The sequence below is a fragment of the Halomarina oriensis genome (assembly GCF_009791395.1).
Lineage (GTDB): Archaea > Halobacteriota > Halobacteria > Halobacteriales > Haloarculaceae > Halomarina > Halomarina oriensis.
The window spans coordinates 55,819-70,648 of record NZ_WSZK01000028.1 but is presented as its reverse complement, the minus strand read 5'-3'; the positions used below and the strand labels follow the sequence as shown (position 1 = coordinate 70,648).

General features: G+C 66.8%; 17 protein-coding genes and 1 pseudogene. 5 read left to right on the top strand and 13 right to left on the bottom strand.

Going from position 1 to position 14,830, the window contains the following annotated elements; all coding sequences use genetic code 11:
* The 3 genes from GQS65_RS21715 to GQS65_RS15955 all read right to left on the bottom strand — a co-directional run.
* On the bottom strand, positions 1 to 253 hold a 253-nt coding region (locus tag GQS65_RS21715), incomplete at its 3' end, for a hypothetical protein (protein WP_233265157.1).
* 31 nt (positions 254 to 284) lie between these two features.
* On the bottom strand, positions 285 to 707 hold the full coding sequence (locus tag GQS65_RS15960; protein ID WP_158205628.1) for a sterol carrier protein: 423 nt from the start codon (positions 705 to 707) through the stop codon (positions 285 to 287).
* 49 nt (positions 708 to 756) lie between these two features.
* Entirely contained in the window at positions 757 to 1,635 is an 879-nt protein-coding gene (locus tag GQS65_RS15955) for a homoserine kinase (protein WP_158205627.1), read from the bottom strand.
* A gap of 115 nt (positions 1,636 to 1,750) precedes the next feature.
* Between GQS65_RS15955 and GQS65_RS15950 the strand changes: the two genes are divergently transcribed.
* Both GQS65_RS15950 and GQS65_RS15945 read left to right on the top strand, forming a co-directional pair.
* On the top strand, positions 1,751 to 2,647 hold the full coding sequence (locus tag GQS65_RS15950) for an acetamidase/formamidase family protein (RefSeq protein WP_158205626.1): 897 nt from the start codon (positions 1,751 to 1,753) through the stop codon (positions 2,645 to 2,647).
* Between the two features lie 69 nt (positions 2,648 to 2,716).
* Positions 2,717 to 4,105: an NAD(P)/FAD-dependent oxidoreductase gene (locus tag GQS65_RS15945; protein ID WP_158205625.1), complete on the top strand. Its 1,389-nt coding sequence runs from the start codon at positions 2,717 to 2,719 to the stop codon at positions 4,103 to 4,105.
* Positions 4,106 to 4,111: 6 nt separating this feature from the next.
* Here the strand turns inward: GQS65_RS15945 and GQS65_RS15940 are convergent, their stop codons facing one another.
* Positions 4,112 to 4,714, bottom strand: coding sequence for a DUF6149 family protein (locus GQS65_RS15940; RefSeq protein ID WP_158205624.1), 603 nt, complete (start codon positions 4,712 to 4,714; stop codon positions 4,112 to 4,114).
* 125 nt (positions 4,715 to 4,839) lie between these two features.
* Here GQS65_RS15940 and GQS65_RS15935 point away from each other — a divergent pair, with 125 nt between their 5' ends.
* A complete protein-coding gene (locus tag GQS65_RS15935; protein ID WP_158205623.1) occupies positions 4,840 to 6,102 on the top strand; it encodes an NAD(P)/FAD-dependent oxidoreductase in 1,263 nt (420 codons plus the stop codon).
* Between the two features lie 323 nt (positions 6,103 to 6,425).
* On the opposite strand, the gene GQS65_RS15930 is transcribed toward GQS65_RS15935, so the two are convergent.
* The 6 genes and pseudogenes from GQS65_RS15930 to coxB all read right to left on the bottom strand — a co-directional run bounded on the left by GQS65_RS15930 (position 6,426) and on the right by coxB (position 11,200).
* Complete coding sequence (locus tag GQS65_RS15930) at positions 6,426 to 6,737, bottom strand: cupredoxin domain-containing protein (RefSeq protein WP_368280281.1); 312 nt, start codon at positions 6,735 to 6,737, stop codon at positions 6,426 to 6,428.
* 75 nt (positions 6,738 to 6,812) lie between these two features.
* A pseudogene (locus tag GQS65_RS22170) lies at positions 6,813 to 6,866 on the bottom strand (halocyanin); the annotation flags it as partial.
* 467 nt (positions 6,867 to 7,333) lie between these two features.
* Positions 7,334 to 7,528, bottom strand: coding sequence for a hypothetical protein (locus GQS65_RS15925; protein WP_158205621.1), 195 nt, complete (start codon positions 7,526 to 7,528; stop codon positions 7,334 to 7,336).
* Entirely contained in the window at positions 7,525 to 7,788 is a 264-nt protein-coding gene (locus GQS65_RS15920) for a cytochrome C oxidase subunit IV family protein (RefSeq protein WP_158205620.1), read from the bottom strand. Before GQS65_RS15920 ends, GQS65_RS15925 begins: the two co-directional genes overlap by 4 nt.
* Before the next feature lie 100 nt (positions 7,789 to 7,888).
* Entirely contained in the window at positions 7,889 to 10,312 is a 2,424-nt protein-coding gene (locus GQS65_RS15915; protein ID WP_158205619.1) for a cbb3-type cytochrome c oxidase subunit I, read from the bottom strand.
* A 105-nt stretch (positions 10,313 to 10,417) separates the two neighbouring features.
* The gene (gene coxB, locus GQS65_RS15910) at positions 10,418 to 11,200 is read right to left on the bottom strand and encodes a cytochrome c oxidase subunit II (RefSeq protein WP_158205618.1); all 783 of its coding nucleotides are present in this window, start codon (positions 11,198 to 11,200) and stop codon (positions 10,418 to 10,420) included.
* Between the two features lie 134 nt (positions 11,201 to 11,334).
* On the opposite strand from coxB, the gene GQS65_RS15905 reads away from it, so the two are divergent.
* Positions 11,335 to 11,847: a DUF6789 family protein gene (locus GQS65_RS15905; RefSeq protein ID WP_158205617.1), complete on the top strand. Its 513-nt coding sequence runs from the start codon at positions 11,335 to 11,337 to the stop codon at positions 11,845 to 11,847.
* A gap of 42 nt (positions 11,848 to 11,889) precedes the next feature.
* Here the strand turns inward: GQS65_RS15905 and GQS65_RS15900 are convergent, their stop codons facing one another.
* Positions 11,890 to 12,492 (bottom strand): NUDIX hydrolase, encoded by a 603-nt coding sequence (locus GQS65_RS15900; protein ID WP_158205616.1) that lies wholly within the window; start codon positions 12,490 to 12,492, stop codon positions 11,890 to 11,892.
* Between the two features lie 50 nt (positions 12,493 to 12,542).
* Positions 12,543 to 13,514 (bottom strand): diacylglycerol/lipid kinase family protein, encoded by a 972-nt coding sequence (locus GQS65_RS15895; protein ID WP_158205615.1) that lies wholly within the window; start codon positions 13,512 to 13,514, stop codon positions 12,543 to 12,545.
* Between the two features lie 55 nt (positions 13,515 to 13,569).
* Here GQS65_RS15895 and GQS65_RS15890 point away from each other — a divergent pair, with 55 nt between their 5' ends.
* On the top strand, positions 13,570 to 14,292 hold the full coding sequence (locus GQS65_RS15890; RefSeq protein ID WP_368280278.1) for a CehA/McbA family metallohydrolase: 723 nt from the start codon (positions 13,570 to 13,572) through the stop codon (positions 14,290 to 14,292).
* Positions 14,293 to 14,356: 64 nt separating this feature from the next.
* Here GQS65_RS15890 and GQS65_RS15885 read toward each other — a convergent pair whose 3' ends face one another.
* Positions 14,357 to 14,770, bottom strand: coding sequence for an Lrp/AsnC family transcriptional regulator (locus tag GQS65_RS15885; protein ID WP_158205614.1), 414 nt, complete (start codon positions 14,768 to 14,770; stop codon positions 14,357 to 14,359).
* Positions 14,771 to 14,830 lie beyond the last annotated feature (60 nt).

Sequence of the window (14,830 nt, the reverse complement as noted above, 5' to 3'; positions counted from 1 at the left end):
CGACACCCGAACCGACCGACGAACCGACACAGACGACCACTTCTGAACCGCCACAGACCACGTCGGAGCCGCCGCAGACGTCTACCGGACCACCGTCGACCACCAGCGAACCGACCGACGAACCGCCACAGACGACGACCGAACCGACGACGTCCGCACCGACGACGGACCCGACCGTGACGTCGACACCCGAACCGACCGACGAGCCGACGTCCTCCGCCACGCCCGAGCAGCCGACGACCGCCGCATCCACGACGACGGCGGGGACGACGAGCGGGTGAGAATCAGTACCGGTAGTCGCTCTCGACCGCTGCCGCCAGGTCGACGAGTCGTGCCGCGGCGTCGCTGAACTGGAGGACCCGTTGCATGTCGCCGTCCAGTTCGAACGTCCCGGTCATCAGGCCGTCGATGGCCCCGACTGCACCCTGTGTGAGCCGGACCCAGTCGCTGTAGATGCCTCGAAAGACGAAGCCGTGGGCTACCTCGTCGAGGCTCCCGATTTCGTAGGTGTCGTGGACCGTCCCGCCCTCCAGTTCGACGAAGAACAGTCTGTCCTCGGGGAGTCGGTCGTCGGCAGCGAGGTAGAACACCATGTCACCGTCGAAGTCGACGCCCCACTCGGCGGCCTTCTCGCCGTACTCCTCGTCGGCGTTGACCGTCTCTCGCCACGCCGCCATCCACTCCTCGCTCGGAAACGTGTCGGCCATGGCCGGGAGTCGACGGGGGGTCGCTTAACCGTTCGCCCCGCTGATGGATTCAGTCGTACAGCGTCGCGCCGTCGCCGACGCCCGTCTGGAACGCCGTGGCGTCGACCCCCACCTCGTCGAAGGCGTCGACCATCGCGGCGGCGACTGAGCGACGAGTGCCGGGACGACAGACGGCGAGCATGGTCGGGCCGGCACCGCTCACGGTCACGCCCGTCGCGCCGGCGTCGAGGGCGGCCTCCCGGACGGTGCCGGACCCGGTGATGAGGTCCGCGCGAGCGGGCGTCACGAGCGGGTCGTCCATGCCGCGACCCACGAGCGTCGGGTCGTCACGGCACATCCCGACGGCCAGCGTCGAGGCGTTCCCGACCGTCTCGACGAGGTCGGCCATCGACGCCGACTCGGGGACGACCTTCCGTGCGTCCCGCGTCGAGACGACGATGTCCGGGAGGCACGCGACCAGCGAGAGGTCCGGGGAGACGCGGGTGACGCCGTCGTCGGTGACGACGGTGAACCCGCCGAGCAGGGCGGGAGCGACGTTGTCGGCGTGGGCGTCGCCGGAGGCGGCGGCCTCACCCTCGGCCGCGATAGGGACGAGTTCCTCGCGGGTGTGGCCCCGGTCGTAGAGTTCGTCCAGCGCGACGGCGGCGGCGGCGGCGCTCGCCGCCGAGGAGCCGAGTCCGGACGCGGGGCGAACGCCCTTGTCGATGTGGATGTGTGCGGGAGCGTCGAGCGCCTCCGCGACGGCCCCGACGGTGTTGCGCTTCGGGTCCTCGGGGATGTAGCGTGCGCCCGCGCCGGTGACCTCGATAGTGGTGCGCTCGGCCTTGCTGACGCGGACGACGTCCGCGGGCCGGTCGAGCGCGAGGCCGAACGTGTCGAAGCCGCTGCCGAGATTGGCGCTCGTCGCCGGGGCGCGGACCGTAACCATGCGCCCACAGTTCGGGCAACACCGCAAAAAGCTAGCGACTGAACGACCACGCCCGACCAGCACCCGACACGGCACCCGCCCGGAGTGTTTTGGTGTCGCCCCTCGACCCACGGGTATGTCACGAGAACGCGTCACGGACGACGCCGTCGTCTACGAGTTCGGTCCCGAGATGGACGCCGCGGTCACCGTCACAGACGGGGCGACACTCACCGTCGAGACCCGCGACAGTCTGGAGGGGGCGGTCCGGACGGACGACGACGTGATGAGCGAGGTGCCAGAGGAGGTCAACGCCGCGACCGGCCCCATCGCCGTCGAGGGGGCCGGACCGGGCGACGTGCTCGGGGTCGCCATCGAGGCGATTCGGCCCGCCGAGGACCGCGGCCGGGCGGTCACGATTCCGGAGTTCGGCCTCCTACAGGACGACGAGCGCATCGACCACCCGGCGAGTCTGGTGACGCCCGTCGAGGGTGACACGCTGTCGGTCGGCGAGTTCGACGTCCCGCTCGACCCGTGTATCGGGACCATCGGGGTCGCCACCGCGGGCGACACCCACTCCACGCTCGTCCCCCACGACCACGGCGGGAACCTCGACACGACGCTCCTGCGCGCGGGCAACACGGTCTACTTCCCGGTGAACCGGCCGGGCGGGATGCTCGCCATGGGCGACTGCAAGGCCGCGATGGCCGACGGCGAGGCCTGTGGAACCGGCGCGGAGATCGCGACCGAGATCGACTGTACGGTCACGGTGGAGTCGGGCGACCTCTCGCGGCCGCTGGTCGAGACCGACGACTCCTGGGCCTTCCTCGCCAGCGCGGAGACGATGGAGGAGGCGTGTCGTATCGCCTACCGCGACGCTATCGACGCACTCGCGGAGGACGCCGACCTCTCGCTCACGGACGCTTACATGCTCGCCAGTCTCGTCGCGGACCTCGAAATCTCGCAGGTCGTCGACCCGCTGGTCACGGTCAGGGCAGTCGTTCCGAAGCGGTACCTGACGAACCCGCTCGACTGAGACGAGCGAGTCGACGACGGAGCGCCACGGACCCGAAGGCACATACCCGGAACCGGCGAACCTCGGGGTATGATCGGCATCGTCGGCGGCGGCATCGCGGGGCTCGCGGCTGCTTACCGCCTCCAGGGGGCCGGCCACGACGTACGGGTGTTCGAGGCCGGCGACGACGTGGGCGGCCTCGCCGCGACCTACCCCACCAACGGCGACCCCATCGAGCAGTTCTACCACCACCTCTCGAAGTCGGAGGAGACCATCGTCGAACTCGCCGAGGAGTTGGGCGTCGCCGACCGCCTGGAGTGGCGCATCGGCAAGAACGCCTACTACGTCGACGGCACGGTCCACCCGATGGACGCCCCGTGGGAGATCCTCTCCTTCCCGCCGCTGGGACTGTACGACACGTTCCGACTCGGACTCCTGACGATGGACGTCGACGTGCGCGGCGGGATTCCGAAGTTCGACTCCTACGAGCGACTGGAGGACTTCGAGGACGTCACCGCCCGCGAGTTCGTCGTCGAACACACCACCGAGAACGTCTACGAGTCGTTCTTCGAACCGCTCTTGGACGCGAAGTTCGGCTCCCGGAAGGAGGACGTGAGTGCGGCGTGGCTCCTCGGCCGAATCAAGTTCCGCGGCGAGCGTGACCTCCTGCGCGGCGAGTACCTCGGCTACTTCGACGGTGGCTTCCCGGTGCTCGTCGACGCGCTGGTCGACGCGGTGGGCCGCGAGAACGTCACGACGGGCGCACGCGTCGTGGACGTGGTCGGCGTGGACGGTCCAGCGACCGCCGGCGAGGAGGACGGAGCGACGGCCGGACCCGAGGCCGTCGACGCCCTGACCGTCGAGACGGAGTACGGCGTCGAGACCCACGACGTGGAGTCGGTGGTCGTCGCGGCGATGCCGAACGTCCTCGAATCGCTCGTCGGCTACGAGTGCGACGTCGACTTCCAGGGGTCGGTCTGTGCAGTGCTGACGATGGACGAACCGCTGACCGACACCTACTGGCTCAACGTCGGCGACGACGCCCCGTTCGGCGCGCTCATCGACCACACGAACTTCGTCCCCGCCTCGCGCTACGGCGGCGACCACCTGCTGTACGTCGCCAGTTACGTCCAGTCACTGGACGAAGCGCTCTGGCGGATGAGCGACGAGGAGTTGCGCGAACACTGGCTCTCGGGTATCGAAGAGCTGTTCCCGCGATTCGACCGGTCGACGGTCGGCGAGTTCCGCGTCGGACGCAACCCGCGGACCGCACCGGTCTACGAGTGTGGCTACCTCGACATGGTCGTCCCGTACGACCTGCGCGAAGAGGTCGGGGAGGGCGTCTACTACGCCGGGATGGCCTCCCGGGCGCAGTACCCCGAGCGGTCGCTGAACGGCGCTATCGTCGCGGGGTACGAGGTGGCGGACCGAATCGTCCAGAAGAGCGAGCGTGTCGTCGAACGGCCAGCGGACGACTGACCGACCTCAGTCGTCGGCTTCGCCCTTCGCCTCGTCGTCGCTCACGCCGGGGGCGTCGGAGAGGTTCACGTCGTCGGGTTCCTCGTCGCCGCCGACGGTCATCCCGCCGGGTGTCTCGACGTAGGTGTCGTCCGAGAAACCCGCGACGGCGTTCTCGTAGGTCGGGTCGTCGAGGCGTTCGGGGGTGGCCGGCGCGTCGGGGAGACCCCCAGCGGGTCGGAACTCGCCCAGCGGGTCGTCGATGGTGATGCCGTGGGCCGTGAAAAAGTCCTCGTAGCGGCGGTAGTGGGCCTCGAACTCGTCGGCGGGAATCTCCATCATCTCGGTCCACCCCTTGTCGAAGAAGTCGAAGTTGGCCTGGACGTGTGTGATTTCGCGGGCCTCCGCTTCGGAGTAGTCCGCTTCGAGCGCCGCGACGTACGCGTCCATCGTCGCGTCGAACAGCGCGTCGAGGTACGGCTTGCGCTCCTCGCGGTGGGCCTCGTCTGCCTTCCCCGCGAAGATGTTGGTGTGCATCTTTACCAGCCCGTAGTTTGCGACCGAGCGAACGCCGGGTGTCGTCAGCGCCTTCTTCGCCGCCCAGTGACGCGGGTTCTGGTAAATCTTCATAGCCGGGGTAGGGCCGCGTCGTCCATCAATGTTGGTACGCACGCCGATTCGTGTGCCTGAGACTTGCTAGCACAGGAATTACGGAGATAGCAACCGACTTTAGGGGTCGTATCCAATCGCCCGTTATGAGCGCGTCGCACGTGATTATCGGTGACGGCATCGCGGGGAGTTCCGCTGCGGAGACCATCCGCGAGGCCGACGCCGACGCCTCCGTCACCGTCATCACCGACGAGGGGGAGGCCCTCTACAATCGTATCCTCATCAAAGAGTTCGCCAAAGGGAAGATGCCCGCCGGCCCCATCTCCATCCACGACGAGGGGTGGTACGAGGAGCGCGACATCAACCTCAAACTGAACACGATGGTCACCCGTGTCGACACCGACGCCCACGAGCTTCACACCCACGAAGGCGAGACCATCGAGTACGACTCGCTGCTCATCGCCACGGGCGGGACGCCGACGCAGCTCCCCGTCGACGGCAGCGACGCGGAGGGCGTCCACCACTTCTGGACGTTTCAGGACGCACGCGCCATCAAGGAACATGCCGAACGCGCCGAGACGGGCGCGGTCATCGGGGCCGGCCTGCTCGGCATCGACCTCGCGGCCATCTGTGGCGCACAGGACGTCGAGGCGAACTACCTCATGCGCGGCAACGCCTGGTGGCGCTACGCGCTCAGCGAGGACGGCGCGGAGATCATCCACAACGCGCTCCGCGAGAACGGCGTCACGCCCGTCTTCGGCAGCGGCGTCGACGAGTTCGACGTGAACGACGACGGCGACGTCGTCGGCGTCACCGACCCGAACGGCGAGTACTTCGACGCCGACTTCGTCGGCATCGCCATCGGCCTGAACTACAACACCGAGTTCCTCCGGGGGAGCGGCATCGAACGCACCGACGACGGCTCCATCGTCGTCGACGAGCACATGCGCACGAGCGCCGACGACGTCTACGCGGCGGGCGACCTGACGTACTTCTACGACGTCATCCTCGAGGACCAGGCCCAGAACGGGGCGTGGGGCAGCGCGAAGGAGCAGGGCTCCATCGCGGGGACCAACATGACGTTCGATCAGGGCCTCGACACCGACGAGGCCACCTTCGAGTGGGTCTCCTCGTACTCCATCACGCACTTCGACTTCCCGTTTCTCTCCTTTGGCCACCCGACGCTCGGCGACGACGACGTCGAGAAGAAGTACGGAGACGACGAGTGGCGGCGCGTCGCCATCAAGGACGGCAAGGTCGTCGGCGGCGTCCTCATCGGCAATCTCGCCCCGCAGTCGAAGCTCAAGCGACTCGCTCGTGACCGCGTCGACGTGAGCGACAAGAAAGAGCTCCTGCTCGAAGAGAACATCGACCTGGAGAAGTTCGAACCGGTCGAAGCCGAGCAGTAGACCGCGACCGTTCACCCACCACCGTTTATCCACGACCGGGGTCGCGGAGCGACCCCGGAGGGTAAACGCTGGAGCATCGCAGATTCGCGGCGCGAATCTGCGGACAGTCAGAGCACACCGTGCTCTGACCGCATCACCGAAAGCCGGAAGCGTTCGGTTGGCAGCCAGAAATCGGAGATTTCTGGCGACAAACGGATTCGCCACTCAGTTCGCGCTCTTCGAGCGCTCCGCTCGTTCCCCACCCTGCTCACTCGCACGGCTCGCTCGCGGTACAGTCGATTGTGCTGCCATACGTCCCGAGGCCGTCGTCCTATCGTGTCGAGTTAGTCGGTTACCCGAACGGTCCCGCGCATCGACTCTTCGTGGAGGATACAGAAGTAGTCGTACTCGCCGGGCGTCTCGAACGTATGGGTGTAGGGTTGGTCGTGGGTCACATCTCCCTCTCGCGGCCCCTCCCAGTCCGCTCGTGCCGCGTCTTCGTTCTCGAAGCCGCCGCTGGCGAAGTACGCTGCCTCGTCGGGAATCCGTCCCTCGGAGGCCGTCACCGAGTGGGCGATGCCAGTCCCGTTGACCCAGCCGACGCTCGCGCCGACTTCGACGGTGAGCGTCTCCGGGACGAACGAGTCGGGGGTCATCTGTACGACGTGGTCCGTCTCGGGTCGGACGACGGTCGGTGCGGACGGCGCGTTCCCCTCTGCACCTCGGACGACGACGGTGCCGACCATGTTCCACCCCTCGTGTGGGACACAGAAGTAGCGATAGTGGCCGGGGGGTCTCGAAGGTGTGTTCGAACCGGTCGTCGTAAGTCAGGTTCTCGGCACCCGACGTCCGTGCCTCCTCCTCGGAACTGTCGTCGGTGCTGTCGAAGTAGGTCGCACCATCGGGGATCCGCTCCTCGTAGGCAGTCACGGTGTGTTGGTCCTCCTCGCGGTTCCACCACGTGACCGTTTGCCCCCGGTCGACGACCAGTCGGTCGGGGACGTACTTCAGGACGGTATCGGCAGACGTGACGAGGCCGTCGTCACCCATGACGATCGTCGGACCGTCGGGTGGCGGCCCCCGAGTCAGTCGCCGGATGCATCCCGTAGAGAGCGCGAGTGCACCGACACCGAGTGTCCGAAGCGTGCCACGACGGGTGACCGTTCGTCTCACTGCCAGTCGTACCGTGAGTAGAACGATAACTGTTCTCCGACGTGCGGACGGTCTTTCGTCGTGAGACGGATGGGGTTCGTCAGTGCCCGCCGTGTTCGCCCCCCTCGCCGTCGAGGGCGGCGATGGCGACGGTCATCATCCCGACGGCGGCCAGGACCACGACGCCACCGACGGCGATGAGCGCGTTCCCGAGGTGGAAGTACGTCGCCAGCAGGACGACGGCGAGGCCGACGGCGGTACCCAACACGCTGACGAGTGCGACGGTCCCGTTCATGTTCCCGTGATGGAGTAGGAGGCGGCCGCGGTCAGTGCGATGGCCGCGACGACGCCGATAGCCACGACGTAGGTGATGGCGCGCGGTTCGTACCTCAGATGCTGGAAGTACGCAGCGACGAGGACGGCCTTGATGGCCGACAGCGCCATGATGAGCCAGAAGGCGGTCCAGTAGGTCAGGCCGGCGAACTCCACGGCGACCTGAAGCGTCGCAAAGACGAACAGGACGACGTAGATGACGGCGTAGAGTTTCGTGTTCATGGGTCGGATATGTGTTGGTGGGTGGTCGTGTGTTGGTGGGGGGTCGTGTGTCCGCGGTGAGTCGGTCGCGTCTCTCGGTGGGGTCGTCTGAAGCGGTCCATCAGAGGATGTAGAACAGCGGGAACAGGAACAGCCAGACGATGTCGACGAAGTGCCAGTAGAGACCGAAGTACTCGACCGGCTTGTCGTCGTCGAGGTACGCCCCGCCCCACGCCCGAACGAGCATGTACAGCGCGATGAACAGGCCCACGATGACGTGGGCGGCGTGCAGTCCGGTGGTGAGGAAGAACGTCGACGTCTGGACGTTCGTCGAGAGCCAGAGGCCCTCGTGGAACAGTTCGAGCCACTCGATGCCCTTGTTGCCGAGGAAGCCGATACCCAGCAGGATGGTGACGAGCAGGCTGGCGACGACGCCGTTTCGACTCCCCTTCTGGGCGGCGACCATCGCCATGACGACGGCGAAGGAACTCGTCAGCAGGATGTAGGTGTTCATCAGTCCCGGAACGGGGTCGTGGGGGACGGGCTCCCACGCCCCCCAGCCGAACGCGACCCGGATGAAGACGTACGACCCGATGAACGCGCCGAACAGCACGACGTCGCTGGCCAGGAAGAACCACATCCCCAGCTTCATGTTCTCCACCTTGGCGAACGGCCAGGACTCGCCGAACGGGCCGGACGGTCCGTGGAACGTCTGGCTCTCGCGGGCCATCCCGACGAGGGTGTACGCGCCGAGCGCGAACCCGGCGACGGTGAGCGCGACGTAGGCCGTCCCGCCCGTGTTCACGCCCGAGAGACCGACGAGGAGGAAGAACCCCGCGAGCGAGAGACCGAACGGCCAGATGCTCGCGTGGCTCTCCTCGTGGTCGTGGCCCCCCGCCAGAGCGCCGTCGGCCGTCGCCGCGACGCCGCCGTCGGTTCTGGTTCCGGCCCCACCGTCGGCCGCGGCGATACCCGACGGGCGTGGACCGGCCTCCTCCAGGAACTGGAGCGCGCCGCCGTCGTAGCTGGGTCGGCCGGGGTAGTTCTCCAGCGGTGGTGGCGACGGGACGGCCCACTCCGCGGTCGTGACGTAGCGCCACGGGTCGGGGGCGGCGTCCTCGCCGGTCACGAGACTCGCATAGAGGTTGTAGAACATGACGAGGAACGACGCGCCGAGGACGAACGCTCCCACGGTGGCGAGTTGGTGCCACGGCGTGAACGCTTCGGGGTAGTCGAACACTCGCCGTGGCGTCTCCCAGGCGAGGAACATCGGGAAGTAGACGAGGTTGAACCCGACGAAGTACAGTGCGAAGTGGACCTTCCCGAGGAACTCGTCGTACATCTTCCCGGTTATCTTCGGATACCAGTAGTAGATGCCGCCGACCAGTCCCGTCACGCCCCCGACCATCACGTAGTGGAAGTGCGCGACGACCCAGTAGGTCCCCCGGAACTCGTAGTCCAGCACGACCGCACCGAGGAACACGCCGGTGATACCCCCGAGGATGAACAGGACGAGCGCACCGAACGCGAACAGGAACGGCGTCTTGAAGCGTATCTTCCCCTTGATGGTCGTGTAGATGAGCGCGAACACCATCAGGTCGAACGGCAGCGAGATGCCGATGGTGGTCGCCATGAACAGTGTCTTGACGGGGAGGTTGATCGAGGTGAGGAACATGTGGTGCATCCAGACCATGAACGACTGAATCGCCACCAGCACCATCGACGCGATGAACCACTTGCGCCCGACGATACGTCGCCCGGTGAACGTCTGGAATATCTCGGCCATCACGCCCAGCGCCGGGAAGAAGACGATGTACACCTCCGGATGCCCGAAGAACCAGAACAGGTGTGCCCACAGTACCGACCCGCCCGAGTCCGTCGCGGCGAAGTAGACGGTCCCGAAGATACGGTCGGAGCTCAGTATCATCAGCGCGGCCAGCAGTGCCGCGAACGCGAACAGCATCATCCACACCGTCAGGAGGATGGTCCACGTGAACAGCGGCATCCGCCGGAGAGTGAGACCGGGCGCACGCATCCGGTGGATGGTGGTCAGGAAGTTCACCCCGCCGACGGTGACCGACGCCGTGAACATCAGCAAGGCGAGCACCGTCGTCGTCGCCCCGATGCTCGGCATGTAGATTGGGACGTTCAACGGCGCGTACATCGTCCAGCCACCGGAGAACGTGCCTCCCTGGAAGAACGAGATGCCGAGCAGTAGCCCCGAGAAGAGGTAGAGCCAGTACGACAGCGCGTTCAGCCGCGGGAACGCGAGGTCCTTCGCCCCGATCTGGAGCGGGACGACGTAGTTGGCGAAGCCGAACGCGAGCGGTGAGAGGAACCAGAACACCATCAGCAGGCCGTGCGCCGAGACGGTCTGGTTGTACGCCGCGTCGGCGAGGATGGTCCCGCCCGGCTGGAGCAGTTGGACGCGAATCAACAGCGCCAGCAGGCCCCCGAATATCAGGAAGAACAGCGACGTGACCAGATAGAGGATGCCGACGTCCTTGTGGTTCGTCGTGACGAACCAGCGTTTTATCGACGACATCGGCGGGAGGCCGTGTTCGTGGTCGGTCGCCGTGCTCCGCTCCGTCGCCGGGAGGTCGACGGTGGCCGCCCCCCCCGTCCGACTCCGTCCGTGGTGTGTCGTCGCTCATGCGGTGAGTGCCTCGCTGGTGGTCCGTGTGCCGTTCTCGCTCGCGTTGCCGCTGGTGTCGCTCGTGTTGCCGCCACCGCCGCTCGTGTTCGCGTACCACTCGTCGTACGCCGACTGCTGCATGACGACGACGTTCGCGTTCATCCCGGAGTGGCCCGCCCCACAGAGTTCGTAGCAGTGGGCCTGGTACTCACCCGGTTGGTCGGCGATGAACCACGTCTCGGTGGTCTGGCCGGGGATAGCGTCGGTCTTCGCCCGTAACGACGGTATCCCGAAGTTGTGGAACACGTCGTCCGAGGTCACGACGAGTCTGACGCGGGTGTCCTCGGGGACGACCAACTCGAAACTGGAGTGTCCGTTCGGGTAGACGAACTCCCAGGAGAACTGCCGACCGACGACCTGAATCTCCAACTCCTCCTGGTCGGACTCCTGTGCGGCGACCGGCGACTCGACGTACAGAAGCGTGCCGTAGGTCCAGACGATGAGCGAGATGACGACCACCGCGCTCAGCCCGAACGAGAGGAACAGTTTCCGCCCTTTGCCACCGCCGGTCGGTATCTCTCCGAGCGTCGGTCGTTCGTCGTCGCCGTCCTCGGCGTGGCTCCCGCCCTCCCGATACCGGTAGGCGTTGTAGACCATGTACCCGACGACGACGACACCGACCAGCGTCCCCAGCGCGATGAACACCCAGTAGATACTCTGGAAGACGTTCATCCGTGTCCCACGGGGGATGAGGTCGCCGATCTGCACGACCGACTGAACCGCCACACCTGTGTTCATTGGTTCGCCCGTGTGGTGATTTCCGTCCGCCGTAATCAACATTGTGGTGTGGTAACAACGCACCGGTGAAAGTCTTAACAGCAGTAACTCTTTGCGGCGATACTGTTAACAGCACTGCTCGGTAACACCGAGGCATGGCAGACACCACCGGTGAGTTCGAGGACCCGACGCTCGCAGAACAGGTCGAGGAGTACGACCGGCTGTTCGGTATCGTCGGCGACGGCGTCGTCGGTGCTGCCGGCGGCCTGGTCGGGACGGCCCTGATGACCGGCGTACTGTTCGTGGCCAGCCAGCTCGGAGCGTTCTCGTTCGAGTCGTTCGCGTCGCTGGCCGCACCGCTGGGGCTGGCCGACACCGCACGGCCGGTGCTCGTCGGCTACCTCATCTTCCTCGCCAACGGGATGGTGCCGTGGCCGCTCCTGTTCGCCGCGCTGATGGAGTACCTCCCCGGTGAACGGCCGCCCGTCAGCGGGTTGTTCCTCGGCGGTGCGCTGTGGACCGGGTTCGTGCTGGGGTTCTACACCGGCTACACGGGGCTGACGCTCGCGGTCTACCTCGTGTTCACGTTCGTCGCGCACCTCGTCTACGGCTTCGGCGTCGGCCTCGTCTTCGAGTACCTCTCGAACCGGCCCGACTCGCTGGTCTGAGCGACAGCCGGTCTTACGCTGTTAAGAACGTGGCAACTAGCGCTACTGTTCGAAGTCCCGTCGCATGGCGATCTCGAACCACGGACAGAGGCGAAGCTGTCGGTAGTACCGTGGGTTCTCGTAGAGGTCCTCGTAGTCGACCCAGAGCAGGCCCTCGACCTCGTCGGGGTCGCGGTCGACGTCGCCGCTGGTGAGCGTACACTTCAGCACCGAGCAGACCTCCCACTCGACGCCCTCGTTGAGGTAGTAGCGTTTGTACTCGAACTTGTCCGTCACGCGGAGGTTGTCGTACTGGTCGGGCGTGAGACCGAGTTCGTCTTCGAGACGCTCGCGGGTCGCCGCCTCCTGACTCTGGTTCTGGTCGGGGTGAGAGGCGACGGTGCCGTCCCAGTGGGTGTCCCACAGGCGTTTGTTCGACGCGCGCTGTGCGAGCAGGATGCGGTCGTCCTCGTCGAAGACGAGTGCGGTGAACGCCCGGTGTCGGATGCCGTCGCCGGTGTGGGCTTCGAGGCGGTTCTCGAGGCTCCGTTCGGTGTCGTCCTCGTCGACGGCGATGACCTGTTTCTCGGCGTTGCGGGCCGTCTCGTCGGTTCGGGCCGCCGACCGCTCGCGCTGGGTGGACCCTGGAGTGTCCTCGCTGCTCATAGCGTGTCCTGCGTGGAGCCTTCATAAGGTAGCTTCGACTCCCCTCGCGATCACTCCGGATGCACGACGTAGTCCGGACCGACGACGGTTCTGAGCGCGGTTCGGTGAGCCTCGACGGTCAACTCGCGGGCCGACACCATCTCCCCGTCGAGGCTGAACGTCGCCGCCTCGTCCGTCTCGACGGACACCTCCGCGTGGGCGGTCCGGAGCCTGGAGAGGCTGTCGGGGTCCCGGTCGAACAGTTCGAACAGCGCACCGCCACCGACGAGGTCCATCGCGGGCCGGTCCTCGATGACCGTCACGTCGAGGAAGCCGTCCTCGATGTCTGCGGCAGGACCCTCCTCTCCGGGGAACCCACGGGCGTTGCCGAACAGCACGAGCGCAGCGTTCCCCGACCAGCCGTCGCCGCCCTCGACGGGGCGGATGGTGATGTCGAGGCCGTCGTACGCGGCGAGTTGGCGCAGCGTGTTGCCGGCGTACGCGAGAACGCCGTAGCGCCGTTTCTGCTCGGGAGTCGTGGCGGCGCTCGCGTCGGCCGTCAGCCCACAGATACAGGAGTTGAGGAACGGAATCGGCGTGCCGCCGTCGACGCTGACCGTCCCGACGTCGAGGCGTCGGGTCCGACCGCGTTCCAGTATCTCGAAGGCCTCCAGGACACTCCCGACACCGACGTTCTCCGCGAAGTCGTTGCCCGTGCCGCCGGGCACGACGCCGAACGTCACGTCCGCGAGCGCGTCGGCCTGCCAGAGGCCCCGGACGACGTGGTTGATGGTCCCGTCGCCGCCACAGGCGACGACGCGGTCCGCCTCCGCCGCGACGCGCCGAGCGATGTCGATGCCGTCGCCGTCGGCCTCCGTCGTTCTGACCTCGTAGCCGTACTCCTCGGCGAGCGCCCGGACCTGCGGGCCGTGTTCGCCGTCGCCGCTGACCGGGTTCAGGACGACCACCGTCCGTTCCGGTTCCGTGGTCGCTCCGTCGAGGTTCATGTCGGTCTGTGGGTCGTCACCCTCCGGCGATACCATACCTCGACGGTTGTGAGCGGAAGGACAAAGACGTACACCTCGGTATGGGCAAGGTGTGTTCGCGCTCGACCTGCACACCCACACACGGTTCTTCCACGGCTTCACCGCTCGGCCGACACCGTTCGACCCCGTCGGCGCGAGACTGCTCGGCCTCGTCGCGCGTCGGCGGGGCCTCGATGGAGTCGCGTTCACGAACCACGACTACTACGCGCCACAGGACGCCGGGCCGGTCACACACGTCCCCGGCATCGAGGTGACCTCCTCGCGGGGGCACGTACTCGTCGTCGGTCCCGACCCGCCGACGTGCACCAACCCCGAGCGCATGGAACCGGAGGCGGTCGTCGAGATGGCTCACGACCGAGGCTGTGCGGCCATCATCGCCCACCCGTACCGCAACTCGACGGTCCGTGAGGTGGACGCCGACTTCGACGCTATCGAGGTCAACGGCAAGCATCCCCGCACGCGCGAGTGGGTGGAGCGACTGGCCGAGGAACACGGCCTGCCGACGGTGGGCGGCAGCGACGCACACTACCCCTTCGAGGTCGGCCGGGCGTTCACCCGCGTGGACGCCGACGAACTCACACCCGAGGCCGTCACCGACGCCATCCGTGCGGGCCGCGTCGAACCGGTCGTCGGTGACTTCCCCACCGACCGCGTCGTCCGGAGACTCTACCGGCGCATCCACGAGGGCAAGAAGCAGCTTCAGACGCCCGCGTGGGTCGACGGCGAGCAGGACCAGCCGACCCCCGGCGTGGGGAGCGCCCCCGACGAGGACTGAACCGACGGGGGAACGAACGCGTCGCCCGGCAACGCTTGACGCGACCTGCGGATATCGTAACGGTTCACCCCAACTGTTCGTCGAGGATGAGTCGCGTCTTCGTCGAGATGACCTCCTCCTGCTCGCGGGCGCGGGTGATGAGGTCGTTGACACCCCGCGTGTCGGCGGCGTCGACGATGAGTACGAGGTCCTCCTCGCCGCTGACCTGCCAGACGAAGTCGACGTCCTCCCACGTCGCCATCCGCTCGGAGATACCCGCCGTGTCGACGGCCACGTCGACGCCGATCTCGATCATCGCCTTGACGTTCCCGGTCCGGGTGGCGACGGTGAACCGCTCGATGACGCCGTCGGCGACGAGTCTGTCCACGCGGTTGCGCACGGTCCCCTCGCTCGTCCCCACCTCGTCGGCGATCTCGGTGTACGGCGTCCGGGCGTCGCGGCGAAGCACGTCGAGGATGTCGCGGTCGAGTGCGTCCATGGAGATTCGACCCTACCCCCCGGCGACAGTTGACAGTTGCGAATTTCGTAACTGGGCTTC

Coding starts and splice junctions, on each gene's coding strand:
- GQS65_RS15935 (WP_158205623.1), top strand. CDS start 4,840: ATGAGCGCGTCGCACGTGATTATCGGTGACGGCATCGCGGGGAGTTCC.
- coxB (WP_158205618.1), bottom strand. CDS start 11,200: ATGAACACAGGTGTGGCGGTTCAGTCGGTCGTGCAGATCGGCGACCTC.
- GQS65_RS15960 (WP_158205628.1), bottom strand. CDS start 707: ATGGCCGACACGTTTCCGAGCGAGGAGTGGATGGCGGCGTGGCGAGAG.
- GQS65_RS15900 (WP_158205616.1), bottom strand. CDS start 12,492: ATGAGCAGCGAGGACACTCCAGGGTCCACCCAGCGCGAGCGGTCGGCG.
- GQS65_RS15950 (WP_158205626.1), top strand. CDS start 1,751: ATGTCACGAGAACGCGTCACGGACGACGCCGTCGTCTACGAGTTCGGT.
- GQS65_RS15905 (WP_158205617.1), top strand. CDS start 11,335: ATGGCAGACACCACCGGTGAGTTCGAGGACCCGACGCTCGCAGAACAG.
- GQS65_RS15945 (WP_158205625.1), top strand. CDS start 2,717: ATGATCGGCATCGTCGGCGGCGGCATCGCGGGGCTCGCGGCTGCTTAC.
- GQS65_RS15915 (WP_158205619.1), bottom strand. CDS start 10,312: ATGTCGTCGATAAAACGCTGGTTCGTCACGACGAACCACAAGGACGTC.
- GQS65_RS15885 (WP_158205614.1), bottom strand. CDS start 14,770: ATGGACGCACTCGACCGCGACATCCTCGACGTGCTTCGCCGCGACGCC.
- GQS65_RS15955 (WP_158205627.1), bottom strand. CDS start 1,635: ATGGTTACGGTCCGCGCCCCGGCGACGAGCGCCAATCTCGGCAGCGGC.
- GQS65_RS15940 (WP_158205624.1), bottom strand. CDS start 4,714: ATGAAGATTTACCAGAACCCGCGTCACTGGGCGGCGAAGAAGGCGCTG.
- GQS65_RS15920 (WP_158205620.1), bottom strand. CDS start 7,788: ATGAACACGAAACTCTACGCCGTCATCTACGTCGTCCTGTTCGTCTTT.
- GQS65_RS15930 (WP_368280281.1), bottom strand. CDS start 6,737: ATGACCCCCGACTCGTTCGTCCCGGAGACGCTCACCGTCGAAGTCGGC.
- GQS65_RS15925 (WP_158205621.1), bottom strand. CDS start 7,528: ATGAACGGGACCGTCGCACTCGTCAGCGTGTTGGGTACCGCCGTCGGC.
- GQS65_RS15895 (WP_158205615.1), bottom strand. CDS start 13,514: ATGGTATCGCCGGAGGGTGACGACCCACAGACCGACATGAACCTCGAC.